Origin of the sequence: Achromobacter sp. UMC71, assembly GCF_014170305.1 — a bacterium.
Classification (GTDB): Bacteria; Pseudomonadota; Gammaproteobacteria; order Burkholderiales; family Burkholderiaceae_B; genus Achromobacter.
Map to the genome: position 1 here is coordinate 65,716 of NZ_LZZT01000037.1, position 22,556 is coordinate 88,271.

The window sequence follows — 22,556 nt, forward strand, 5'->3', positions numbered from 1 at the left end:
CCGTGGCTGGGGGAGCGCGATGATGTAGGCAGAAACCAGGGCCCACAGCACGCGCACCGCCAGGTCGCTGACCGATCGCTTGCCCGTCCGGCCCCGTGCCGGCGGGCAGGGCGCCGCCAGAGGCGCCGCGGGGTCCGCGTTCCGATTTCCCCCTGTAGTCATTCGGGTACGTTGAAAAATGAATGTAGAAGCTCTCGATCTGCTTGCCACGTCCGTTTTCCTGGTCAACGAACGCGGGCACATCGAATACGCCAATGCGGCCGCCGAAGATCTGTTCGGCCGCTCACGCAAGCAGTTGTGCGGCCATTCCGCCGCCACGCTGTTCGACAACCCAGAGAACATCCAATCATCCATCGACCGCGCCGCCGCGGGCAGGTATGCCGACGTCCGCCAACTGGCGTCGCTGCGCCGCGCCGCCGAATCCGTGGAAGTGGCCGTGACCACGGTGGGATTGACGGGCCAACGCTGGCCCGCCTTGATCGAAACCCGCGAGATCGAACAGCGCGTGCTGGCCGACCGCAACCATCGCCTGGTCGACGAGATCGAGGCGCACCGCGAATTGCTGCGCAACCTGGCGCATGAAGTCAAGAATCCCCTGGGCGGATTGCGCGGCGCCGCGCAACTGCTGGAAGCCGAGCTGCCCAGCGCGGCGCTGGCGGAATACACCCAGGTCATCATTTCCGAAGCCGACCGCCTGCAGGCGCTGGTGGACCGCCTGAGCGGCCCGCAACGTGTGCCGCTCAATGCGCGGCCGGTGAACATCCATGAAATCTGCGAGCGCGTCTGCGCCCTGATCCAGGCCGAGTTCCGCCACGACGTCACGCTGGTGCGCGACTACGACGCGTCGATGCCCGACTTGAAAGGCGACGCCGCCCGCCTGATGCAGGCCGTGCTCAACGTGGCGCGCAACGCCGCCCAGGAACTGGTCGCCCGTCCGCAAGGGCCGGGCGTCGAGCCCGGCGTGGTGACTTTGCGCACCCGCGTCGCGCGCCAAGTCATGCTGGCGCACCGGCAGCACCGCCTGGCGCTGGAATTGTCGATCATCGACAACGGCCCCGGCGTACCCGACCACATCCGCGACCGCATTTTCCATCCGCTGGTCACGGCGCGTGCCGGCGGCACCGGACTGGGCCTGAGCCTGGCCCAGGACTTCGTGCAGCAGCACGGCGGCATCATCGAATTTGAATCCCGACCCGGGCGCACTGAATTTCGCCTGGTCCTACCGATGGAGCCCGCACACTGATGAAACCCGTATGGATCGTCGACGACGACCAGGCCATCCGCTGGGTCCTCGAAAAGGCCCTGGCCCGCGCCGGTGTCCCCACCCGCAGTTTCTCCCAGGCCGCCGACGTGCTGGAGGCCCTGGCCCATGAAGCGCCCGTCGCGCTGGTGTCCGATATCCGGATGCCCGGCGGCAACGGCCTGGAGCTGCTGCGCCAGCTCAAGGAACGCCATCCGGGCTTGCCGGTCATCGTCATGACCGCCTTCGCCGACCTGGACAGCACCGTTTCCGCCTTCCAGGGCGGGGCCTTTGACTACCTGGCCAAACCCTTCGACGTCAACGAAGCCGTCGCGCTGATCCAGCGCGCCATGCAGGAATCGGCGCAGCCCGAAAGCCCCGAAGGGCAGGGCGAAGCCCAGAACAACGAGCGCTGGATGATGACGCAATCGTCGTCCACCGCCATGCAGGAAGTCTTTCGCGCCATCGGCCGCCTGGCCCAGTCCAAGGTCACCGTCCTGATCACCGGCGAATCCGGCACCGGCAAAGAGCTGGTCGCGCGTGCCTTGCATGGCCACGGCGTGCGCGCCAGCGGCCCCTTCGTCGCCTTGAACGCCGCCGCCATCCCGCGCGACCTGCTCGAAGCCGAACTCTTCGGCCACGAGCGCGGCGCCTTCACCGGCGCCAATACTTTGCGCCGCGGCCGCTTCGAGGAAGCCCACGGCGGCACCTTGTTCCTGGACGAAATCGGCGACATGCCGATCGAACTCCAGACGCGCTTGCTGCGCGTGCTGGCCGAGGGCAGCTTCTACCGGGTCGGCGGCGCGCAGCCCGTGCGCGTCGACGTGCGCATCGTCGCCGCCACCCACCAGCCGCTGGAACAACGCGTGGAACAGGGCCTGTTCCGCGAAGACCTGTTCCATCGCCTGAACGTCATCCGCCTGCGCCTGCCGCCGCTGCGCGAACGCGTCGAAGACATTCCCGCGCTCGCCAACCACTTCCTGTCCGCCAGCGCTCGTGCGCTGGGCGTACCGGTCAAGCGGCTGACCCCCGAAGCGCTGGCCGTGCTGACCAAGTTCGACTTCCCCGGCAACGTCCGCCAGCTGGAGAACTTCTGCCACTGGCTGACCGTGATGGCCCCCGGCCAGACCGTCGAGCGCGCCGACCTGCCGCCCGAAATCCGCGCCATGGAGCATCCACCGGCCCTCAGCGCCACGCCCCCGCGCCTGGCCACCCCCGGCGGCAGCATCTCCACCATCGGCACGGTGGTCCAGCACAACGCCGCCTCCAACGACGACGGCACGCCTCGCAACTGGCAGGACTCCCTGTTGCGCGACGCCCAATACCGCCTGGAACGCGGCGAACCTGCCGTCATGGCCACGCTGACCCGCCAGTTCGAGAAAATCCTGCTCCAAAGCGCCCTCGACGCCAGCCGCGGCCGCCGCGTAGAAGCCGCCTCCCGCCTGGGCATCGGCCGCAACACCATCACCCGCAAGCTGCGCGAGCTGGGCATCGAAGACGAGTAATCCAGGTCCGCGCGCAACGCGCGGACCTGCTCGGCCGCTCGGCCTATCGCGAACGGACAGCGGCCTGGCAGTCCCTGCCTGCGCGCGACAGCGGCACCGACGTACGCAACCCCGCGCCCGTCTCGTAAAGGCTGCCCGGGCCGCCAAGCGCGGCCGCGAAGCGCCCCGCCCAAGGCAGGCGCCGGGACACGCCTGCTCATCGGCTCAAGCCCAGGAAAATCCCACCGCCAGCACTAACGCCACCACCGAGCCCAAACCCACGACCACCCCGACAAGCTTGCGTCTCTCCAACTCCGTCCAGAGCAACACCCCGGTCAAGCACAACGCAATCAGCGCCCCCCCGACGGAATCGGACAACAGCACCCACCCCACGCCCACCCCGTTGGCGCGATGGAAGTTCTGCACCACGCCCCACCATCCCGCCACGCTGCGCCGCGCACTGGCCGCCCCGCTCGACGGCCAGAACTCCACCTGCACCTGATATCCCGGGGCCCGAAACAGCGCTTGCCATTTCTCGGGTTGACGCGCGGTCACGTCTCCCCAATGCACGTCGTGCGCCGCTTCCTTGCGGATGCGTTCCACGGGCTTGTCCAGCTTCAACGCCTGTTGCAGCCATTGCCCCACCGCCGCATCCGTTCGCCCCAGCCCCGGCGGCGCCTGCAGCTGCAGTGTTTCCACCACCGGCCCGGGCATATCGATCTTCAGTACCGCCCGGTGGTTCTGCAAAATGCCGCTGGCCCCGAACAACAGGCCCAGCAGGGCCCCCCACAGGCCCAGCCAGCCATGTGCCTTGCGCAGCGCCTTCAGATAGGCGCCGCGCCGGGTAGGCGGCCGCGGACGGGTGGCGGCAGGCGCGCCTGCGGCAACCGGCACAGGCTTGCTCATGGTTGCGGCTCCCGCAAGCGCAGCGCTGTCACCGTGAAACTGCCGGCGCTGAAATACCGCGAGGCCTCGCTGCCGTCGGCCGGGTAGACCTCGGTATCGTCCATGCTGGGCAGGTAGGCGATGCCGCGCGTGGCGTCGTACGCCATGTTGTGGGCCCAGGGGCGGGTGCCCACAGAAGCCAGGCGGCGCAAGGCGTCAAGCCGGCTGGCGTCGTAGATCGACAGCCGGGCGTCGGCGCCGCTGGGCGCGAGCAGCCAGCCGCGGCGGCCGTCGTAGGCCAGCGCGTTGATGTCGCGGCCGGCGGCGGCGCTGGCCAACAGCGCGCCAGTGTCTGCGTCCAGGCTCAGCACGCGCGGCGCCGCGCCGCGGCAGGCCACGAACAGGCGCTTGCCAGCGGGATCGGCCGCCAGCGCGCTGGGGCGCGGGCATTGCGGCGGTTCCCAGACGTGACGCAGGGCCATGCGGCGCAGGTCGATGACGGCGATGCGGCCTTCATCGCGCATCGGCACGGCCATCAACCCCGGCGCCAGCAGGGTGGGCGCATCGAGTTTGGCGGCTGGCAGGTCCAGGCTGGCGCGCACGCAATCGCAGGCTGGATCCAGCCGGTACACCCGCGACACCGCGCCGCGGCGGCCGCTGGTCAGCAGCACCTGGCCGCTGGCGGGATCGAACAGCGCGTTGTTCAGATTGCCGCTGTCCACTGGCACGCGTTTGAGCACCTGCCTGTCGGAGGCGCGGATCACGATGACGCTGCCGTCCATGGCCGCAACGTACAGCCGGTCCGCGTCGGGCACGGCCACGGCCGCATTGGCGCCTTCGGTGCCGGGGATGTCGGCCAGGACCTCTCGGCGGGCGGCGTCCCAGACCGTCAGGCCGTTCTCGCGGCGAGACAGCAGCAGTTGCCGGCCGTCCTGCGCCAGCGCGGCAAAGCCCCAGCTGTGGCCGCTGCCGGGCAGCACCGTGGCGCCGCGTTCGGCGACGATGGGATCGGCGCCGGCATGCGCCGGCGCGGTCAGGACGGCAAGGGCCGCGGCCATCAGCCCGGATGCCGCCCGCGTCATGAGTTTGGCGGTCAGCGGGGCGGCGGCATATCGTTGCGGCGCCATGCTTAGAACTCCACCCGGGTCGACAGCACGAACTGGCGCGCGTCGCCCATCGAAATGAAGTACTGGTTGGCGCTGGACGTGTAGTAGGTGCGGTCGAACAGGTTGTTCACGTTTAACTGGAACTGCACGTTGCGGCCGGCTACGCGGGTGTCGTAGGTGGCGAAGGCGTTGACGACGGTGTAGGCCGGCAGCACGAAGGAATTGGCCGAGTCCCCCGGACGGGTGCCGACGTAGCGGGCGGCGGTGCCCAGGCGGAGGCGGCCTTCGCCGATCTGGCCGGCGTTGTACACCAGCGCCAACGACCCGGTGTGCTGGGCCACGTTCCACAGGCGGTTGCCCTGGTAGAGCGGATCATCGGTGGTGCGGGCGTCCAGGTACGCGTAGCTGGCCATGAAGTCCCAGCGCGCCGACAGCGAACCGCTCACGTCCAGCTCGATGCCGCGCGAACGCGCCGCGCCGCTGGTGCGCCAGTCGGTCAGCTTGGTGGCGTCGTTGTACTGCGACACCAGCACATTGCGCTTGCGGATGTCGAACAGGGCCAGGGTGCCGGTGGTCTGCCCCGGCATGTCCCATTTCAGGCCAATTTCCCACGACTTGGCCTGCTCGGGCGCGACGCCCGAATCGATCACGGTGCCGCTGGTCAGCGGGGCGATGGTGGACGTGGGCTTGAGCGACTCGGTGTAGCTGCCATACAGCGACACCTCGGGCGTCCATTTGTAGACCAGGCCGGCGCGCGGCAGCCACTTGCCGCCTTCGATATCGGTATTGGTCTTGAACGGGCGGCCGCGCCCGGCCAGCTGTTCGTAGTGCTGATAGCGCAGGCCGCCGACCAGGATCCAGCGTTCGGTGAGATGCAGCGAGTCCTGCAGGAAGAACGAGGTGGCGCGCAGTTTGTCGGTCTGGTCGCTGTCGCTGGCCACCACGGTATTGCCCGGGTCTTGCTGGTCGTAGACCGGGTTGACGTAGCTGAAGGGCTTGGAAAGATTCTGCCGGATCAGGTCGGAGCGGAAGATCTTGCGGCGCTCGTAGTCGGCGCCGACCTGCACGTCGTTGCGCAGGCCGCCCAGATCGAGGCGGCCATCGACATAGCCGATCACGTAGTGGTCGGTAGACAGGGCGCTGCGGGTGCCGTCGTTGCTGCGCTTGAGGGTGCCGGCCACCGGGTCGATACTGGTCACGCGGACCTGGTTGGCGTCGTAGCGCTCCTGGTTCCAGCTGTAGCCCAGGTGGGCTTTCCAGTTGTCGGTGATGCGCTGGTCCACGGTGATCTGCGCCAACTCGGTGCTGCCCCACATGTTGTTGTAGGGCTCGTCCAGACGGCGGCGCGACGGGATGGCGAGCGGCTTGCCCGTGGTGGGGTCCAGCGAGGTGCCGCGGTCGAACGGGTACAGGTAGTCGCGGTGTTCGTAGGACGCCACGATCTGGGTGTCTTCGCCGTACCAGGCCAGCGACGGCGCCACCAGCGTGTCGCGGCGGCGGCCGAAGTCGCGCCAGTAGTCTTCGTTGACGGTGTCCACCACCAGGCGGTAGGCCAGCCGCGAATCGCCGATCGGGCCGGTGCTGTCCAGCGTGGCCCCGGCGCCGTCGCGGCCGTGGGCATAGGTGGAGCCGGTCAGGGTGATGGCGTGATAGGGGGTCAGCGACGGGCGCTTGCTGACGATGTTGATGACGCCGCCGGGGTCCATGATGCCGTACAGCAGCGAGGCCGGGCCCTTGAGCACCTCGACCGAATCGGCGGCCGCGTTCAAGGCGCGGCCCTGCACCAGCGGCATGCCGTTGTGCATGATCGAGCCATCGCGGTTGGCGCCGAAGCCGCGCTTCATCAGCGTGTCCTGGGTGCCGGCCAGGGTGTTGCCCTGGGTGATGCCGCTGACGTTGATCAGCGCGTCGTCCAGGTTGCGCGGGCGTTGGTCGCGCAGCACCTGCGCCGGCACCACGTTGACCGCCTGTGGCTGGTCCAGCACCGCCAGGGAGGAGCGGCTGATGTTGGCGACCGGCTCGGGCTGGTAGCTGGGGTTGGCGAGGGTGGCCCCCACCACGGTGACCGCGTCCAGCTGCGCGGCGTCATCGGCGGCGGGCAGCGGCCGCACGGTGTAGACGTTGTCCGAGCGCCGCTCGGCGCGCAGCCCCGTGCCGTCGAGCAGGCGGCCAAAGCCCTGGTCTACGCCGTACGGGCCCGACAGGCCCGGGCTCTGTTTGCCGGCTACCAGACGGCCGTCCAGGGATAGCGTCACGCCGGCCTGGCTGGCGAACTGGCTGAGCGCCTGCGACAACGGCCCCGGGGCGATCTGGAACGCGGTGGCAGCCTGGACCTGGGCATGGGCTGGCGCGGCGATCAGCAGGGGGGCCGGAGCGGCCAGCGCGAGAGCCAGCGCGCGGACCAGGAGCGGAGAAGAGAGAGTGGGGACGTGCATGGGATTCCTTGGCGGCAGGACGCGCAAAAACGTGGCGTACATCTGGCATGCCAAGCGAGAAGGAAAAAGAGGAACCGGGAATGGGCTGCTGTTACAAAAAAGACCTGGCTGCACGCCGCCCGCCGGGCCGCCCGACATGGCGGTGGCTCCGCCTGCCGTTGATCGGCCTGCCGTTAAGTCGCTTCCAGCCTTACCCAGCCGGGCAGCAGGCGATGGGCGCGCACGGGCAGGGTGGCCTCCAGAGCGCGCAGGATGCGATCGGTGTCGGCCAGCGGGAACACGCCCACCAGCGGCAGCTGCGCGATCTCGGGGGTACAGGTGACGAAGCCGCGGCGATAGCGCGCCAGTTCGGCGGCAAAGCGGGCCAGCGGCATTCCGTCGGCAACCAGCTCGCCGCGGGTCCAGGCATCGCGGGTCAGGTCCAGGGGTTCGGCTGGGCCGATGGCGCGGGCGGAGAACGCGGTGCGCGTGCCGGCTTGGGCGACGCGGCTGGCGGTGTCGGCGGGCTGGATCCGCACCGCGCCGGCGTAGACGTCCAGCCAGGCGCGGCCGCGGTCGCGCAGTACGGCAAAGCGTGTGCCCAGCGCCTGCAATTGCGCATAGCCCACATCCAGCAGGAAGGGGCGGGCGGGGGTGCGGGAATCGGCATGGGTGTCGATCAGCGCTTCGCCATCGACCAGCACGACCCGGCGCGCCGTCGCGTCAAAGCGCAGGTTGACGGCGCTGGCGGTGTTCAGCCACAGGCGCGAGCCGTCTTCCAGCGTGGCCTGGCGCGTCTGGCCGACATCGGTGCGCAGGTCGGCCCAGAGGCGGCGGCTGGCGGGCTGGTTCCAGGCCACGGCGCCCACGCCGCCGGCGCCGGCCAGCAGCATCAGCGTGCGCAGCGCGCGGCGGCGGCCTTGTCCGGCAAGGGTCAGGGCGTCCAGCGCGGGCTGGCCGGCCACGGCATCGAAGCGGGCGCTGATGGCGCTGACGGCGTCCCAGGCGCGGCGATGTTCCGGGGTGGCCGCCAGCCAGGCTTGCCACAGCCGAGTGTCGTCGGGGCCGGCGCGCTCGTCGCCCAGGCGGGCGAACCAGTCGGCGGCGGCTTGCAATACACGGCGGTCGGGAAGCGCGGCGCCCATCACCAGACCCCGTCCGCGATCAGCAGGCACTGCAGCATTACCTGCGACATGTATTTCTTGACCATGCGTTCGGAGACGTCCAACCGCAGTGCGATGTCGGCATAGGTGTGGCCGCCCAGTTGCGACAGCAGAAAGGCCTGGCGGGCGCGGGCGGGCAGCCGGTGCAGCATGGCGTCGATCTGGAGCAGGGCTTCCAGTACCAGCGCACGCCGCTCGGGTGACGGCGTGGTGGCTTCGGGGCGCTGGGCCAGCGCTTGCAGGTAGGCGTGTTCCAGCTCGCGGCGGCGCCACAGGTTGACCACCAGGCCATGGGCGATGCGGGTCAGGAAGGCGCGCGGCTCGCGCAGGCCCGGCGTGTCGCGGGCCGCCATGAGACGCACGAAGGTGTCTTGCGCGAGATCGGCGGCGTCGTGGTCGTCGCGCAGACGGCGGCGCAACCAGGAAGTCAGCCAGGCGTGATGCGAGCGGTAGAGCGTGTCGACGGCATGCGGAGCCGGTAGATCGCCGGGCGGCACGGAAACTCCAGACCTGAAAGAATAATGGGAATGGTTCCTATTATATCTATTCAGGCCCGGACCGCCATCGTTGAAAACAGGCTGGCGCTGGCCGTATCAGGCGGCAAGCGTGCCTTGGGCCGTGGGCAGGGCCAGCCTGGAACGGCTTACTTGAACAGCGCGGCGTTTTCTTCCAGCACGGCGTCGGCGCATTGCGCGTCCAGGTTGCCGCCCGGGGCGCCGGCCACGCCGATGGCGCCGATGACGTTGGCGCCGGCCTTGATCGGCACGCCGCCGCCTAGCAGCAGGAAGCCGGGGATGTCGGTCAGGTTGGCGGCGCCGGGGTTCTTCTGCGCGTTTTCCATCATGGCCAGCGTCGGCGCCTTGGCCGAGGCGGACGTGAAGGCCTTGGCGCGGCTGGCTTCGATGGTGTGCGGGCCGGCATTGTCGCCGCGCACGAAGGCCTTGAGCAGGCCGGCGCGGTCAACCACCGACGCGCTGACGTTATAGCCCTTGGCCTGGCACGCGGCGACTGCCAAGGTGGCCAGCTTCTGCGCGTCGGCGGTCGAGATGTTGCTTTCGTTCAGCACGGCGGCATGGGCGGCGCCGGTGAAGGCCAGGGTGGAAACCAGTGCGGCGAGCGTGTGGCGGGTCATGTCTGCGTCCTTTTTTCGAATGGGGATCAGGAGCAGTCAGTGTGGCCAAAAGGCGGGATCGGCGGTATACGCCCGATTACTCACGCTTCTCCGTAGCGCTACGGAGGCCCGGCGTCGCAGGCCGCCACGCCGCGCCCGGATCAGGCCAGCAGCGACGCGTACTGGCGGATCAACTGCGCCAGCGAGTCGGCTTCGAGCTTGGCGAAGACGTTGGCGCGGTAGGTCTCGACCGTGCGCGGCGACAGGTCGAACTCGCGCGCGATTTCCTTGTTGCTCAGGCCCTGCACGATACGTTCCAGCACTTCGCGTTCGCGCACGGATAGGCGCGCCAGGCGGTCGCTGGCCGCCTGCGTGACGGCCAGCCGTTCGCGGCTGGCGATGTGGGTGCGCACGGCGGCCTGCACGGCATCCAGGAACACGTCGTCGTCCACCGGCTTTTGCAGGAACTCCATGGCGCCGCCCTTGAAGGCACGGCGGCACAGGTCGACGTTGGCGTGGCCGGTCAGCATCACCACGGGCAGGTCGGAGGTGTCGGCCAGGCGCGCCAGCACATCCAACCCGCTGATGCCGGGCATGCGGATGTCCAGCACCACGCAGCCGATGGTGTGCGGCGACAGGCCGTCCAGGAAGGCCTGCGGATCGGCATGGCCCTCGCTGCGCAGGCCGACGCTGCGCAATAGCAGCGCCAGCGCGTCGCGCACGGCGTCGTCGTCGTCGACCAGGTAGACCAGCGGGGAATGATCGGGAACGTTCATGCGGCGCCTTTGGCCAGCGGCAGCGTCACGGTGAAGCAGGCGCCGGACGGTTGCAGGTTGCGCGCGGCCAGACGGCCGTCCATGGCGCCAGCCAGCGTTTCGCACAGCGCCAGCCCCAGGCCCATGCCTTGCTCGCGGGTGGTGTAGAACGGCGTGAACAGGCGCGGCAGCGCGTCGGCGGGGATGCCGGGGCCGTTGTCGCTGACGCTGAAGACATAGGCGTCGCCTTGCACGCAGCCATCCAGGGAGATCTCGCGTTGGCTGGGCGCATCGGCGCGCAGAGGCAGCGGCGTGCCGGGCGGCGCATTGGCGCCGGGCGGGGCAGGTGGAGATATCGGCGCTGCCACCAGCGCGTCGGCCGCGTTCTGCACCAGATTGTGCAAGATCTGCTCCAGCGCGACGCGGTCGCCCAGCGGCCGCGCGCCGGGGTTGGCGTTGCGCCACGTCAGGCGGATGCCCTGGCGGGCCAGTTCGGGTTCGCGCAGGAATTGCAGCGAGGCGGCCAGCGCGTCAGGGTCCAGCGCTTCGCGCCGGCCGGGGACGCGCGGCTGCACCAACGCGCGCATGCGGCTGATGATGTCGGCGGCGCGCTTGGCCTGCTCGGCGCTGGCCAGCAAGGCATGGCGCACGGCGGGGCGTTCGTCTTCGTCGTCCAGCAGGCGCTGCGCGGCGCGGGTCTGCGCCAGGATCGCGGTCAGGGGCTGATTGAGTTCGTGGGCGATGCCGGCGGCCATTTCGCCCAGCGTGCTCAAGCGCGCCATGGCCGCCAGGCGCGCCTGTTCCTGCTGGCGGCGCGCATCGGCGCGCGACCGTCGCGTGGCCGTCACGCCCGCGACCAGCAGCGCGCTGGTCAGGCCCCACAGCAGCCACGGCAGCCAAGGCCATGAGGCGGGCGTCAGGGTACGCAGGCTGTGCAGCATGAAAGGCTGGCTGGCCGCACCCAGCGGCTTGGACAACGCCAGCGGCCAGCCCGGGCCGGTGGCATCGGGCTGGCGCGCCAGCAGCGTCAGCGGGGCCTGGCCGATGGCGAGAGTCAGGTTGGCCAGCCCCGCGGGCAGGTCGGCGGGCGCGACCAGATCGCGCGCGTCCACCAGCAGGCTCCAGCTGGACGGCGCCACCAGCCAGTAGCGGGCAGCATCCCGCGGCAGCACCACCGGGCGGCCCAGGCTGCGGGCTTGCGCCACCGCCGTCGCCAGGCCGGGAGGCTCGTCCGTGCTGCCGGCCCAGGCGCCGCCAGGCAGGTAGCCCAGCCCCTGCAGCTGCGGCATGGCCGGTTGCAGGCTGGGGAACAGGCGTTCGGGGGCGGGCGGGTGCGACAGCGCCGAGAGCGTCGCCAACACGGCTTCGTGCTGCACCGCTTTCTGGCTCAGCATGCGTTGCGCGATGCTGGTGTCCTGGAAAAAGCGGTCGTACTGGTCGACGTAGTTCTGGCGGCCGATCCAGAGGGCGCCGACGAGGAACAGGACCAGCCAGTAGAAGAGGGCGCGATGGCGCAAGAGGGGATTCACGCTTGAAATTATGCCTTGCGGCGAACCCCGACCGGAATCCGTAGGGCTACGGAGGGGGGGCGCTCTGGGCGGCGGCGGACACGGTCATCTGGTACAGCGCGGCCACCAGGTCGGACTGGGTCACCAGGCCGACCAGCGTGCGGTCCTCGCCCAGCACCGGCACGCAATGCAGGTGGTCGGACATGGGGCGCGCCAGTTCCACGGCGGGCAGGGCAGGCGTGGCGAACGGCACCTCGGAGCGCATGCAGTCCGCCACCCGCAGATCGGCGGGTGCGCCGCCCGCGGGCGCCGGCCGGCTCTTGCGCGCCAGCACGTCGCCTTGCGCCAGCATGCCGGCGTAGCGGCCGCAAGCATCCAGCACCGGCAGCCATTGCAGCCGGTGCTTGTCGAACAGCCGCACGGCGTAGTCCAACGGGTCCTGCTGCTGCACCGAGACCACGTCGCGCGACATGATGTCGGCGCAGCGCACGTCGCCAAAACGGCGGGTGCTGGCGCGCAGCTCGGCCGCCAGCACAATGTCTTCCAGGTCTTCCTTGCTGATGTCCAGCAGCTCGCCGCGCTGCGCCAGGGCCTGGTCCAGGTCGGCGCGCGAAAAGCCCAGGCGGGCGCTGGGCGCCAGGTCGCGCGTGTGGTGGCCGGGCGCGGGTTCGGCATGGCGGCGCGGATAGTTGCGTTTGAGCAGGCCATTGAAGACCACGGCGATGCACAGCAGGATGACGGAATTGAGACCCACCGGCCACAGCACGAAGCCGTAGCCCAGCGCCGCGACGGGCGGGCCGCCCAGCACCGCGGTCAGGGCCACGGCGCCGCTGGGCGGATGCAGGCAGCGCAGCGTGAACATGGCGCCGATGGCCAGCGCCACGGCCATGGCGGCGGCCAGTCCGGGATTGCCGATGAAATGGGCGCAGAACACGCCGATCAGGGCCGACACCAGGTTGCCCGCCAGGATGGACCAGGGCTGGGCCAGCGGGCTGGCGGGGGCGGCGAACAGCAGCCCATGGGCGCGATAAACCAGGGGCTGGCAACGCCCAGCGCGTGGCGGCCCACCCATTCGGTGCAGAACAGCCCGACCAGCGCGCCCAGCGCGCCATAGAGCTTTTCGCGTCCGTTGACGCCCACCGGCGCCGGCGCGAACGCGCCCAGCCAGCGCTTGATACCCACAGCCAAGACCCTCTCCTTGCACCCGTTGAATATATCGGGGGACGACAATTTATCACGGTGTCCTGCCGCGGACGGCTTGGGGGCATGGCGGTTGCCGAGGGCGCGTGGCGCCCCGCCGGCCGCTCAATGCTCGGGCGTGTCGTCGTCGATGCGGGTCAAGAGGCGGGTGAGCAGCGGCCGCATGGCGCGCAGTTCTTCCAGGTGCGAGGCCGACAGGCTTTCCAGGATGCGTTCGGCCTTGCCGGTCAGCACGACTTGCACGCGCCGGCCGTCTTCGGGGTCGGCCTCGCGGCGCACCAGGTCGAGTCGTTCCAGGCGGTTGACCAGCTCGGCGGCGGTGTGCGGACGGACCAGCAGGCGTTCGGCGATTTCGCCCACGTACAGGCCGCGGCGCGCGGGCGCGCCGGCGCGGCTGCCTTTGATGGCCAGCAGCGCCTGATGCTGTTGCGGCATCAGGTCCAGGCCAGCGGCGGCGTTTTCGCTGAAGGCGGCGAACTTGCGCAGCGCATAGCGGAAATCGGCCAGCAATTCGTAGTCCGTGGCGGACGGCAGGGCGGGGGGCTTGGGTCGTTTCACGGGCCGATTCTAATGCGGCCCTTCCCGCAGCGCCCACAGCGCATCCAGCACGTGCTGGGTGGCGCGTTCGACCTGGCCGGCCCGATGCGCGATGCCCAGCGGCCGCCACAACGCCGGGCGCAGCGGCCGCATGGCGATGCGCGGGTCGGGCTGTGGCGCGGTGGCTTCGTGCGGCAGCAGCGTGGCGCCGTAGCCGGCGGCCACCAGGCTCTTGATGGCGTCGTTGTAGTTCAGCTGGATGCGCGGACGCGGATTCAGGCCGGCGCCGGCGAACCATTCGCCGGTCTGGCGCGACAGCCGGGTGCTGGCGTCGTTCAGGATCAGCGGCCGTTCGCCCAGCCAGGCCGGGGAGATGCGCGCGGGCGCCTTCCAGCCGGCGGGCAGGAAGGCCATGATGGGGTCGCGCCGCCACGGACGCAGCAGCAAGCCCGGCACCGGCGGCTGCGGCAACGCCACCAGGCCGACATCCAGCGCGCCTTCGGTCAGCTGTTGCAGCGTTTCCTGCGACGTCAGCACCGCCACCTGCACGTCGATGCCGGGGTGGTCGCGCCCCAGCGCTTCCAGCGCCTGGGGCAGCAGATGCGCGATGGCGCCGGTGGACGCGCCCAGCCGCACCCGGCCGCCCAGGCCCTGCACCTGCCGCTGCACGTCGTCCAGCGCCTGGTCGGCCTCGGCCAGCAGGCGGCGCGCGCGTTCGAGCAGGGTGTCGCCGATCGGGGTGGGGCGCACCTGGCCGCGCTTGCGCGTCAACAGCGGCGCGCCGATGCGGGCCTCGAGGTCGGCCACGTGCAGGCTCACCGTGGGCGGCGCCAGGTGCAGCGCGCGGGCGGCGTCGGCGAACGAACCCAGATCGGCGATGGCGACCAGGGTGCGCAAGCGGTCCAGATTGATTTCACGCATGATGGTGACGTTCAGAAAGTCTGAATCAGATCGTCATGATATTCGACTTTTGCTATCTGGAAGAGTAGGCAATGATGGGCATCGCCGGTGCAGGGCGACCTTGTACCGGCATCGATTGACGACCCGCTGGCGCCAGGCCGGCTTTTCAGGATGGCTACGTTCATGACCCACCCCCTAGTATTTATCGACGGCGACCAGGGCACTACCGGTCTGCAGATCCACGAACGCCTGCAAGGCCGCAGCGACCTGCGCCTGGTGACGTTGCCGGCTGCCGACCGCAAGGATCCGCAGCGGCGCGCTGAAGCCATCAATGCTTGCGACATCGCCATCCTGTGCCTGCCGGACGAACCGGCGCGCCAGGCCGCGGCGTCCGTCGTCAACCCCGAAGTGCGGGTGATCGACGCCAGCTCCGCCCACCGCACCACGGCGGGCTGGGTCTACGGTTTTCCGGAAATGGCCGAGGGCCAGGCGCAGCGCATCGCCCAGGCCAAGCGCGTGAGCAATCCGGGCTGCTACCCCACCGGCGCGATCGCCTTGTTGCGGCCGCTGGTGCAAGCGGGTCTGGTGCCGGCCGACTATCCGCTGAGCGTGCATGCCGTGTCCGGCTATTCGGGCGGCGGCCGCGCCAGTGTGGATGCCTACGAAGGCGCGGGCGCGGCGGGCGGGCCGGCGTTCCAGGTCTACGGCCTGGGCCTGGCGCACAAGCACACGCCGGAAATCGAGCGCCATGCGGGGCTGACGCAGCGGCCCATCTTCGTGCCGTCGTATGGCGCGTTCCGCCAGGGCATCGTGCTGACCGTGCCGCTGCAATTGCGCCTGCTGCCGGCGGGCGTCACCGCGCAGCAGCTGCAGCAATGCCTGGCGCGGCACTACGACGGCGCGCAGTACGTGCAGGTGGTGGCGCCGCAAGTCGCGGCCGCGCATACGCACCTGGATCCCCAGGCGCTGAATGGCACCAATCATCTGCGGCTGGCGGTTTACGGCAATGACGCGCATGGCCAGGTGCTGCTGACCGCGGTGTTCGACAATCTGGGCAAGGGCGCCTCGGGCGCGGCGGTGCAGAACCTGGATCTGATGCTGGAGGCGATGGCGCTGGCCGAGGCCTGAAGCCCTGGCGGCGCCAGGGTTCCGGGCGAGGCGCGCGCCGCTCTGGGTATGGGCGCTGTTCGTCTTCTTGCTATATCGCGGCATCCGCGCCTTGCGTCCGCGCCGTATGTCGGTGGCGCGAACCTTCCTGCTGCCCATCCTGTTCCTGGTATGGGTGCTGGTGTCCATCCACGGCGAGGTCACCGATCTGCGGTCTGCCTACGAGGCCTTCGCCGGCGGCGCGCTGGTGGGTGGCGCGATCGGCTGGGTGCTGTGGCTGCGCGCGGGCCGCGCCACCTACTACCCGGAGACGCGGATGATCGAGCGGCCGGGGTCGCCTATCACCCTGGTGCTGCTGGTGCTGGCCTTCGTGTCCAAGTTCGCCTTGATGGCGATGCTGGCGCAAGACCATGGCCTGGCGGCCGATGCCGCGTTTTCGGCGGCGTTCGGCGGCGTGTCCGGGTGGATCGACGGCATGTTCTGGGGCGGCACGCTGTCGCAGGTATGGCACCTGCGGCATCTGGCGTTGCGGGCGTCATTGGCGCGGCGGTGACCCGGCCGCGCCGGGCCCGCAGCGTCGTCTGGCAGGCAGGTTCAGCCTGCCTCTTGCATCACCATTTCATTTCGCCCTTGGCGACTTTCGCGCTGATCTCCAGCGAGGGGGCGGCGCCCGCTTGCGGGTAACGGGCGCGCATGGCCTGGATCAGCGCGGCGCTGTCGGCGGCCTTGGCGGCCTCGGTCTCGAAGGCGCGCAGATAGTTCGCCGTGTATTGCACGGATTCCAGATTCAGCGGCGCGCCGGGCGCGTAGTGGCCGGGCACCACGGTCTTGGGCTTGAGGCCGTCGATACGCGCCAGCGTGGCCAGCCAGTCGGCGCGCGACTGTGGCGTCTGGGTGTCGGCCGTCCAGACGTGCAGGCCGCCGAACACCACCACGCCGCCGACCACGGCTTGCTGCGACGGGATCCATACGAAGCTGCGGTCCGGCTGCGGGCCGTCCAGGCCGGTCACTTTCAGCGTTTCGCCTTCCAGCGTCAGCGTGTCGCCTTGCAGCACCTGCGGAATCACGGCCTTGGCCGGCGCGTCGGCGCCTAGCTTGGGGCCCCAGAACGCCAGCTTGGCGTCCACGGTTTCCTGGATATGGCGCACGGTCGGGGCGGTGGCCACGACCTTGGCGGCGGGGAAGGCGGCCAGGATGGTGTCCAGGCCAAAGTAGAAATCCGGGTCGCCGTGGCTGATGTAGATGGTGGTCAGCTTCTTGCCGCTGGCGCGGATCAGCGCCACGACCTGCTCGGCTTGCGACTTGCCGAACTGCGCGTCGATCAGGATGGCGTCATGCTGGCCGGTCACCAGCACCGACGACACCTGGAAGATGGCGTCGTTGCCAGGGTTGTACGGCGTGATCTTCAGATCGGCGGCGGCGGCAAGGCCGGGGATGGCGAGCGCCAGCGATAGGGCGGGAATCAGGCGGCGCAGGGTAGGCAGGGGGGACATGGCGGTTTCCTGGAAAAAAGGGAGTGATGGCAGTCTAGTTGCGTCAATCGGCCAGATAAACCGGTAAACCTGCGCGAGTCTGTTGCATATACTGGACAAGTCGGGCGCGCGGGCGTCTTGGGCATACACCGTTATTGCCGCAAGGCCTTGTGCCAACCGGCGTTCAGTCCTGCATCGGCGTCACCGGCCGGTCGGCCAATGTGTCCACCACCAGCGCCCGCAGCCACCGGGTGCCCGGATCGCTTTCAAAGCGCGGATGCCAATGCACCGTGACGCTCAGCGGCGGTAGCGCCAGCGGTAGCGGCCGGATCTCGAAGGCGCCGTCGCGGTTGAACCAGACGGCGGCGCGGTGCGGCAGCGTCACGGTCAGATCCGTGCGCCGCACGATTTCGGCGGCGGCCGAAAAATGCGGCAGGGTCAGGTAGGGCTGGCGGTGCAGCCCGGCTTCGCCCAGCACGTCGTCCAGCAGCCGGTGCGCGCTGGCGCGCGAGTCCACCAGGATGTGATCCAGGCGCTTGAACTGCCCGCGCGTCAGGCCGGCCGACAGCACCGGATGGCCGCGGCGGCCCATGCAGGCATAGCGTTCGCTGAACAGGTCCGCGTGGCGCGTGTGCCGGCCCAGCCCCGCCAGGTTGCCGATCGCCAGGTCGACCTCGCCATCCTGCAGCGCCTGCGGCAGGCGTTCCAGCGCGATTTCCACCACTTCGACCTGCAAGCGCGGCGCCAACGCATGCACGCGCTCCATCAGCAGCGGCAGGAACACCATTTCGCCGATATCCGACATCGACAGGCGGAACCGCCGCGTGCTGCGGGCGGGGTCGAAGCGCTGCCGCAGGCTGACCGCTTCGGCAAAGCTGTTCATGCCGCGTTCGATCGGGCCGGCAAGCGCGAAGGCTACCGGCGTGGGCTGCATGCCGGCCGGCGTGCGCACGAACAGCGGGTCGTCGAATTTCTCGCGCAGGCGGCCCAGGGCATAGCTGACCGCGGGCTGCGTCAGCTGCAGCCGTTCGGCCGCGCGGGTGACGCTGCGCTCGTGCAGCACCGTCAGGAAAACCCGCATGAGATTCAAATCGAAGTCCACGCTCGCCCTTGATATCAGTCTGATTTATGCCGGAAATAATACCCATAAATTTGACACATAAATAGTTGATTCCTAGACTAATTTTCACGAGCCGTGGCAACGACCCGCGGCCGCCGACAACAAGGGGAAGCAGGCGTTATGCATGCATTGACATTGCCGTCGCTGTTGCGCGATCAGGCTGCCCGCCAGGGCGACCGCTTGTGGGTCCAGGCGCCGGGCGGCGCGTTGCGTTATGCCGAGGCGCCCACCGTGGCCGCGCGCTGGGCGGCGCTGCTGGCGTCGGCCGGCGTGGCGCGCGGCGACCGCGTGGGCCTGATGGCCGGCAACCGCATCGAATTCCTGTCGCTGGTGCTGGGTTGCGGCTGGCTGGGCGCGGTGGTGGTGCCCATCAATACCGCGTCGCGGGGCATGCAGTTGCGGCACATCCTGGCCAATAGCGGCTGCACCTTGCTGGTGGCGGATGCCGCATCCTGTCCCGCGCTGGCGGGGCTGGACGCGGTGGAGGGCGGGGCGCTGGCGCTGCGCCGCATCTGGCTGCTGGACGATGCCGCCGACGCGGACGGCCAAGCCGTCGGCGATCGGCAGGCAGCGCCGTTAGCCGGCCTGCCCGCGGCCGCTTCGCCATTGCCTGCCTTGCCCGATGGACCGGCGCCCGCCGCGGACCTGGGGCCGGGCGACATGCTGGCCATTCTCTATACCTCCGGCACCTCGGGCCTGTCCAAGGGCGTGTGCTGCCCGCACGCGCAGTTCCACTGGTGGGGCGTCATCGCCGCGCGCAACCTGGAGATCACGGGCGATGACGTGCTCTACACCAGCCTGCCGCTGTTCCACACCAACGCCTTGAATGCCTGCTTCCAGGCGCTGGCGACGGGCGCGTCCATCATCTGCGACGCGCGCTTCTCGGTCAGCCGGTATTTCGAACGGCTGGCAGCCACTCGGGCCACCGTGACCTACCTGCTGGGCGCCATGGTGCCCATGCTGCTGGCGCGCGAACCGTCGGCGGCCGAAAGCGGCCATCGCGCCCGCATCGCGCTGGCGCCGGGCGTGCCGCAACGCTTTCATGCCACGTTCACCGCGCGCACCGGCATCGCACTGCTGGAAGGCTACGGCTCCACCGAAACCAATTTCGCGCTGGGCGGCACACTGGCGCAGCAACGCGCCGGCGCCATGGGCCGCGTCGCGCCGGAGTTCGACGCCATCGTGGCCGACGCGCACGACGCGCCGCTGCCCGACGGCCAGGCGGGCGAACTGCTGCTGCGCGCGCGTCCGCCGTTCGCCATCGCTACCGGCTACTTCGGCATGGCCGACCAGACGGTCGAAGCCTGGCGCAACCTGTGGTTCCACACGGGCGACCGGGTGGTGCGCGACGCCGATGGCTATTTCCGCTTCCTGGACCGCATGAAAGACGCGATCCGCCGACGCGGCGAGAACATTTCCTCGTACGAGGTCGAACAGGTGCTGCTGGCGCATCCGTCGGTGGCGGTCGCGGCCGTGTACGCCGTGCGTTCCGAACTGGCCGAGGACGAAGTCATGGCGGCCCTGGTCTACAAGCCGGGTTGCGACCTGACGCCGCAGGCGCTGCTGGATTTCTGCCAGCCGCGCATGCCGTATTTCGCGGTGCCGCGCTATCTGCGCGTGCTGGATGACCTGCCGCGCACCGAGAACGGCAAGGTTCGCAAGTTCCGTCTGCGGGACGACGGCGTCACCGCCGATACCTGGGACCGCGACGCCGCCGGCTATCGCCTGGCGCGTTAGATCCTGTCAGATCACAACAAGGGGAAAACCATGACGTTGGCATACAAGGGAACGGCGCGCAGCGCCGACGACGAGGCCCGCAGAAAGCGCACGCGCAAGGTGGTGATGGCGTCTGTCGCCGGCAACGCGATGGAGTGGTACGACTTTTTCATCTACGGCACGGCGGCCGCGCTGGTGTTCGGCGAGCTGTTCTTTCCCAAGGGCACGGACCCGCTGCTGGGCACCATGGGCGCCTTCGCGGGTTTCGCGGTGGGCTTTCTGGCGCGGCCGCTGGGCGGCGTGGTGTTCGGCCATATCGGCGACCGCTATGGCCGCAAGCTGGCGCTGGAATGGACCCTGGGCATCATGGGCGCGGCCACATTCCTGATCGGCTTGCTGCCCACCTATGAACAGGTCGGCATGTGGGCGCCGGCGGCCATGGTGTTGCTGCGCATCCTGCAGGGCGCGGCGGCCGGCGGCGAGTGGGGCGGCGGCGTGCTGCTCATCAGCGAGGCCGTGGGCGGCAAGCGCCGCGGCTATTTCTCGTCATTCAGCCAGTTGGGCGTGGCGGGCGGCTTCGTGCTGTCGTCCGGCGTGTTCATGCTGGCGCAACAGCTGCCGCAGGAAGCCTTCATGAGCTGGGGCTGGCGCCTGCCGTTCCTGCTGAGCGTGCTGATCTTCGGCGTGGGCCTGTATATCCGCAAGCACATCCCCGAAAGCGAGGAATTCGTGCAGGCCGCCAAGACCGCCAAGCGCGGCATGCCGGCCGTGGAAGTGTTCCGCCGCTATCCGCGCCAGGTGTTCACGGCGATGGGGCTGCGGGTGGCCGAGAATGGCGGTTCGTACATCTTCCTGGCGTTTGCGCTGGCCTACGGCAAGTTCCTGGGCATTCCCAACGACGTGATGCTGGGCGGCGTGCTGGCGTCCATGTTTATCGAGTTGGGCACCTTGGTGTGGTTCGGCCATTTGTCGGACCGCATCGGCCGGCGCACGGTCTACCTGATCGGCTCGGCCGGCCTGGCGCTGGCGGCGTTTCCGTTTTTCTGGCTGGTGCAGACCAAGGAGCCGCTCTGGATCTTCCTGGCGTTCTTCATGGGCAATACCGTGTGCCACGCCGCGATGATCGGCACCCAGCCGGCGTACTTCGCCGAACTGTTTCCGCCCGAGGTGCGCTACACCGGCCTGGCGCTGGGGCACGAGCTGGCGTCGGTGTTCGCCGGCGGCCTGTCGCCCTTGATCGCCATGGCGCTGCTGCGCAAGTATGAGTCGGCCACGCCCGTGGCGTGGTTCCTGGTGGGCATGGCGGTCATCACCGTCGTCACCTTGCTGCTGACGCGGGAACCGCCGCGGCAGGAGTCCGCGTGAGCCGCGCGCGGGCTGGCGGCCCCGGCATTGTCGGCGTGGGGGAAACGCCCGCGCTGCGCCATCCCGGGCCGGATTGCAGCACGGCGGGGTTGATCGCCCAGGCCGTGCGGCGGGCGCTGGACGATGCCGGCCTGCGGCCCGCCGACGTGGATGGCCTGGGCGTGGCCTCGTTCACGTTGCGGCCCGATCGCGCCATCGACCTGGCGTGGCGGCTGGGGCTGTCGCTGAACTGGTGCATGCAGGACGAGATGGGCGGCGCCAGCGCCATCAATATGCTGCGCCACGCGTGGCTGGCCTTGCTGGCCGGGCAGGCGCGCACCATCGTGCTGGTGGCGGGCGACCATTTCACCGGCGCGGATTTTGCCGCGCTGGTGCGTGGCTACAACCGCAGCGCGCAGGACTATCTGAGCCCGCTGGGCGCGGCCGGCCCCAATCCGCTGTTCGCCATGCTGACCCAGCGGCAGATGGCGCGGACCGGTCTGCGCCGCGAAGACTATGGCGCGCTGTGCGTGGCGCAGCGCGCCTGGGCGGCCGACAATCCCAACGCCGCGTACCGCCAGCCGCTGACGCTGGCGCAGTACCTGGACGCGCCGATGGTGGCGACGCCGTTGGGCCGGTTGGACTGCGTGCCGGTGGTCAGCGGCGCCTGCGCGCTGGTGTTGCAGGCGCGGCCAGGCGGCGTGCATGTGAGCTTGCGGGCCAGCGGGGCGCGCTACAACGGCGACCAGCAGGAGGGCGACGGCCTGGTCACCGGCATTGCCGGGTTCGCAGCCACGCTGTGGGCCGATGCCGGGCTGGGACCGGACGACATGGACGTGGTGGGCGTGTACGACGATTATCCGGCGATGGCCGTGGCGCAGCTGTGCGATCTGGGCCTGGCGCCGGCAGATGACCTGCCGGGCTTCATCGCGCGCCGCATCGCGACCCGCGCCTTGCCCGTCAACACCGCGGGCGGGCAGCTGTCGGCGGGGCAGGCTGGCACGGCGGGTGGCATGCATGGGCTGGTTGAAGTGGCGCGGCAACTGCTAGGCCGGGCCGGTGCGCGGCAGGTGGTTGGGGTCAGGCACGGCGTAGCCACCGGCTACGGCATGGTGCAACTGCACTACGGCATGTGCGCCAATGCGGCGGTATTGGCCAGGGAGGACGCATGAGTTTCACGGTAAGCGAATGCGCGCGCTGTGGGCACCGGGTGTATCCGGCCCGCTTGTGGTGCCCTGCTTGTGGCCACGATCAGGCGCGCGCGGTGGTGGTGGATGAGGCCGAACTGCTGGCCTGGACCCGCGTGCCTGGCTCGACGGCTGAAGACGACCGGTTCATCGCCACCGTGCAGGCGTTGCCGCAAGGACCGGCGCTGGTGGTGCGCCTGACTGCCGCGCCGGGGCGGGTGGGGCAGCGCTTGCGACTGACGACGCGGGTCGAGCAGGGGGTGGGCTTGCCGTGGGCTGACTTTGGCTTTGATTCATTCATTTGATT

The 22,556-nt window shown here is 69.7% G+C and carries 20 protein-coding genes and 1 pseudogene; 8 read left to right on the top strand and 13 right to left on the bottom strand.

Annotated features, from left to right (window positions below):
• Positions 1-178 precede the first annotated feature (178 nt).
• Together glnL and ntrC are read left to right on the top strand one after the other, a co-directional pair.
• The gene (glnL, locus tag A9974_RS18110; protein WP_183005550.1) at positions 179-1,243 is read left to right on the top strand and encodes a nitrogen regulation protein NR(II); all 1,065 of its coding nucleotides are present in this window, start codon (positions 179-181) and stop codon (positions 1,241-1,243) included.
• Positions 1,243-2,745 (top strand): nitrogen regulation protein NR(I), encoded by a 1,503-nt coding sequence (ntrC, locus tag A9974_RS18115; RefSeq protein WP_183005551.1) that lies wholly within the window; start codon positions 1,243-1,245, stop codon positions 2,743-2,745. Before glnL ends, ntrC begins: the two co-directional genes overlap by 1 nt.
• A 204-nt stretch (positions 2,746-2,949) precedes the next feature.
• On the opposite strand, the gene A9974_RS18120 is transcribed toward ntrC, so the two are convergent.
• The 11 genes and pseudogenes from A9974_RS18120 to A9974_RS18170 form a co-directional block, all read right to left on the bottom strand.
• The gene (locus tag A9974_RS18120) at positions 2,950-3,630 is read right to left on the bottom strand and encodes a PepSY-associated TM helix domain-containing protein (RefSeq protein WP_183005552.1); all 681 of its coding nucleotides are present in this window, start codon (positions 3,628-3,630) and stop codon (positions 2,950-2,952) included.
• Entirely contained in the window at positions 3,627-4,736 is a 1,110-nt protein-coding gene (locus A9974_RS18125; RefSeq protein WP_183005553.1) for a YncE family protein, read from the bottom strand. The genes A9974_RS18120 and A9974_RS18125 overlap by 4 nt, the downstream gene beginning before the upstream one ends.
• 2 nt (positions 4,737-4,738) lie before the next feature.
• Entirely contained in the window at positions 4,739-7,150 is a 2,412-nt protein-coding gene (locus tag A9974_RS18130; RefSeq protein WP_183005554.1) for a TonB-dependent receptor, read from the bottom strand.
• Positions 7,151-7,323: 173 nt separating this feature from the next.
• Positions 7,324-8,274, bottom strand: a complete 951-nt coding sequence (locus tag A9974_RS18135) for a FecR domain-containing protein (protein ID WP_183005555.1) — start codon at positions 8,272-8,274, stop codon at positions 7,324-7,326.
• Positions 8,274-8,789, bottom strand: coding sequence for a sigma-70 family RNA polymerase sigma factor (locus A9974_RS18140; RefSeq protein WP_183005556.1), 516 nt, complete (start codon positions 8,787-8,789; stop codon positions 8,274-8,276). Before A9974_RS18140 ends, A9974_RS18135 begins: the two co-directional genes overlap by 1 nt.
• 146 nt (positions 8,790-8,935) lie before the next feature.
• Positions 8,936-9,424, bottom strand: a complete 489-nt coding sequence (locus tag A9974_RS18145) for a heme-binding protein (protein WP_183005557.1) — start codon at positions 9,422-9,424, stop codon at positions 8,936-8,938.
• Positions 9,425-9,564: 140 nt separating this feature from the next.
• Positions 9,565-10,179 (bottom strand): response regulator transcription factor, encoded by a 615-nt coding sequence (locus A9974_RS18150; RefSeq protein WP_183005558.1) that lies wholly within the window; start codon positions 10,177-10,179, stop codon positions 9,565-9,567.
• Entirely contained in the window at positions 10,176-11,687 is a 1,512-nt protein-coding gene (locus A9974_RS18155; protein WP_183005559.1) for an ATP-binding protein, read from the bottom strand. The genes A9974_RS18150 and A9974_RS18155 overlap by 4 nt, the downstream gene beginning before the upstream one ends.
• A 46-nt stretch (positions 11,688-11,733) precedes the next feature.
• Positions 11,734-12,854, bottom strand: a pseudogene (locus A9974_RS18160) (HPP family protein).
• A 117-nt stretch (positions 12,855-12,971) separates the two neighbouring features.
• Positions 12,972-13,424, bottom strand: coding sequence for a MarR family transcriptional regulator (locus A9974_RS18165; RefSeq protein ID WP_183005560.1), 453 nt, complete (start codon positions 13,422-13,424; stop codon positions 12,972-12,974).
• Positions 13,425-13,433: 9 nt separating this feature from the next.
• Positions 13,434-14,324: a LysR family transcriptional regulator gene (locus tag A9974_RS18170; RefSeq protein WP_183005561.1), complete on the bottom strand. Its 891-nt coding sequence runs from the start codon at positions 14,322-14,324 to the stop codon at positions 13,434-13,436.
• Between the two features lie 162 nt (positions 14,325-14,486).
• Between A9974_RS18170 and argC the strand changes: the two genes are divergently transcribed.
• The gene (argC, locus tag A9974_RS18175; protein WP_183005562.1) at positions 14,487-15,431 is read left to right on the top strand and encodes an N-acetyl-gamma-glutamyl-phosphate reductase; all 945 of its coding nucleotides are present in this window, start codon (positions 14,487-14,489) and stop codon (positions 15,429-15,431) included.
• Positions 15,432-15,435: 4 nt separating this feature from the next.
• Positions 15,436-15,963 carry a DUF6622 family protein gene (locus A9974_RS18180; RefSeq protein WP_370539647.1) on the top strand — a complete coding sequence of 176 codons (528 nt, stop codon included), beginning with the start codon at positions 15,436-15,438 and terminating at the stop codon, positions 15,961-15,963.
• A gap of 58 nt (positions 15,964-16,021) precedes the next feature.
• Here the strand turns inward: A9974_RS18180 and A9974_RS18185 are convergent, their stop codons facing one another.
• A complete protein-coding gene (locus A9974_RS18185; protein WP_183005564.1) occupies positions 16,022-16,903 on the bottom strand; it encodes an MBL fold metallo-hydrolase in 882 nt (293 codons plus the stop codon).
• A 163-nt stretch (positions 16,904-17,066) separates the two neighbouring features.
• Positions 17,067-17,963 carry a LysR family transcriptional regulator gene (locus A9974_RS18190; protein ID WP_183005565.1) on the bottom strand — a complete coding sequence of 299 codons (897 nt, stop codon included), beginning with the start codon at positions 17,961-17,963 and terminating at the stop codon, positions 17,067-17,069.
• A gap of 159 nt (positions 17,964-18,122) precedes the next feature.
• On the opposite strand from A9974_RS18190, the gene A9974_RS18195 reads away from it, so the two are divergent.
• From A9974_RS18195 to A9974_RS18210, 4 genes are read left to right on the top strand one after another with little or no spacing between them, the layout of a single operon-like run.
• Positions 18,123-19,739, top strand: coding sequence for an ATP-dependent acyl-CoA ligase (locus A9974_RS18195; protein ID WP_183005566.1), 1,617 nt, complete (start codon positions 18,123-18,125; stop codon positions 19,737-19,739).
• A 30-nt stretch (positions 19,740-19,769) separates the two neighbouring features.
• The gene (locus tag A9974_RS18200) at positions 19,770-21,083 is read left to right on the top strand and encodes an MFS transporter (RefSeq protein ID WP_183005567.1); all 1,314 of its coding nucleotides are present in this window, start codon (positions 19,770-19,772) and stop codon (positions 21,081-21,083) included.
• On the top strand, positions 21,080-22,234 hold the full coding sequence (locus A9974_RS18205; RefSeq protein ID WP_183005568.1) for a thiolase family protein: 1,155 nt from the start codon (positions 21,080-21,082) through the stop codon (positions 22,232-22,234). Before A9974_RS18200 ends, A9974_RS18205 begins: the two co-directional genes overlap by 4 nt.
• Positions 22,231-22,554 (top strand): zinc ribbon domain-containing protein, encoded by a 324-nt coding sequence (locus A9974_RS18210; protein ID WP_183005569.1) that lies wholly within the window; start codon positions 22,231-22,233, stop codon positions 22,552-22,554. Before A9974_RS18205 ends, A9974_RS18210 begins: the two co-directional genes overlap by 4 nt.
• The last annotated feature ends 2 nt before the right edge of the window (positions 22,555-22,556 follow it).

Excerpts from the sequence above, each read along its gene's own strand:
- A9974_RS18120 (WP_183005552.1), bottom strand. The coding sequence starts at position 3,630 with ATGAGCAAGCCTGTGCCGGTTGCCGCAGGCGCGCCTGCCGCCACCCGT.
- argC (WP_183005562.1), top strand. The coding sequence starts at position 14,487 with ATGACCCACCCCCTAGTATTTATCGACGGCGACCAGGGCACTACCGGT.
- A9974_RS18130 (WP_183005554.1), bottom strand. The coding sequence starts at position 7,150 with ATGCACGTCCCCACTCTCTCTTCTCCGCTCCTGGTCCGCGCGCTGGCT.
- glnL (WP_183005550.1), top strand. The coding sequence starts at position 179 with ATGAATGTAGAAGCTCTCGATCTGCTTGCCACGTCCGTTTTCCTGGTC.
- A9974_RS18145 (WP_183005557.1), bottom strand. The coding sequence starts at position 9,424 with ATGACCCGCCACACGCTCGCCGCACTGGTTTCCACCCTGGCCTTCACC.
- A9974_RS18185 (WP_183005564.1), bottom strand. The coding sequence starts at position 16,903 with ATGTCCCCCCTGCCTACCCTGCGCCGCCTGATTCCCGCCCTATCGCTG.
- A9974_RS18195 (WP_183005566.1), top strand. The coding sequence starts at position 18,123 with ATGCATGCATTGACATTGCCGTCGCTGTTGCGCGATCAGGCTGCCCGC.
- A9974_RS18210 (WP_183005569.1), top strand. The coding sequence starts at position 22,231 with ATGAGTTTCACGGTAAGCGAATGCGCGCGCTGTGGGCACCGGGTGTAT.
- A9974_RS18200 (WP_183005567.1), top strand. The coding sequence starts at position 19,770 with ATGACGTTGGCATACAAGGGAACGGCGCGCAGCGCCGACGACGAGGCC.
- A9974_RS18135 (WP_183005555.1), bottom strand. The coding sequence starts at position 8,274 with ATGGGCGCCGCGCTTCCCGACCGCCGTGTATTGCAAGCCGCCGCCGAC.
- A9974_RS18150 (WP_183005558.1), bottom strand. The coding sequence starts at position 10,179 with ATGAACGTTCCCGATCATTCCCCGCTGGTCTACCTGGTCGACGACGAC.
- A9974_RS18125 (WP_183005553.1), bottom strand. The coding sequence starts at position 4,736 with ATGGCGCCGCAACGATATGCCGCCGCCCCGCTGACCGCCAAACTCATG.
- ntrC (WP_183005551.1), top strand. The coding sequence starts at position 1,243 with ATGAAACCCGTATGGATCGTCGACGACGACCAGGCCATCCGCTGGGTC.
- A9974_RS18170 (WP_183005561.1), bottom strand. The coding sequence starts at position 14,324 with ATGCGTGAAATCAATCTGGACCGCTTGCGCACCCTGGTCGCCATCGCC.
- A9974_RS18190 (WP_183005565.1), bottom strand. The coding sequence starts at position 17,963 with ATGCGGGTTTTCCTGACGGTGCTGCACGAGCGCAGCGTCACCCGCGCG.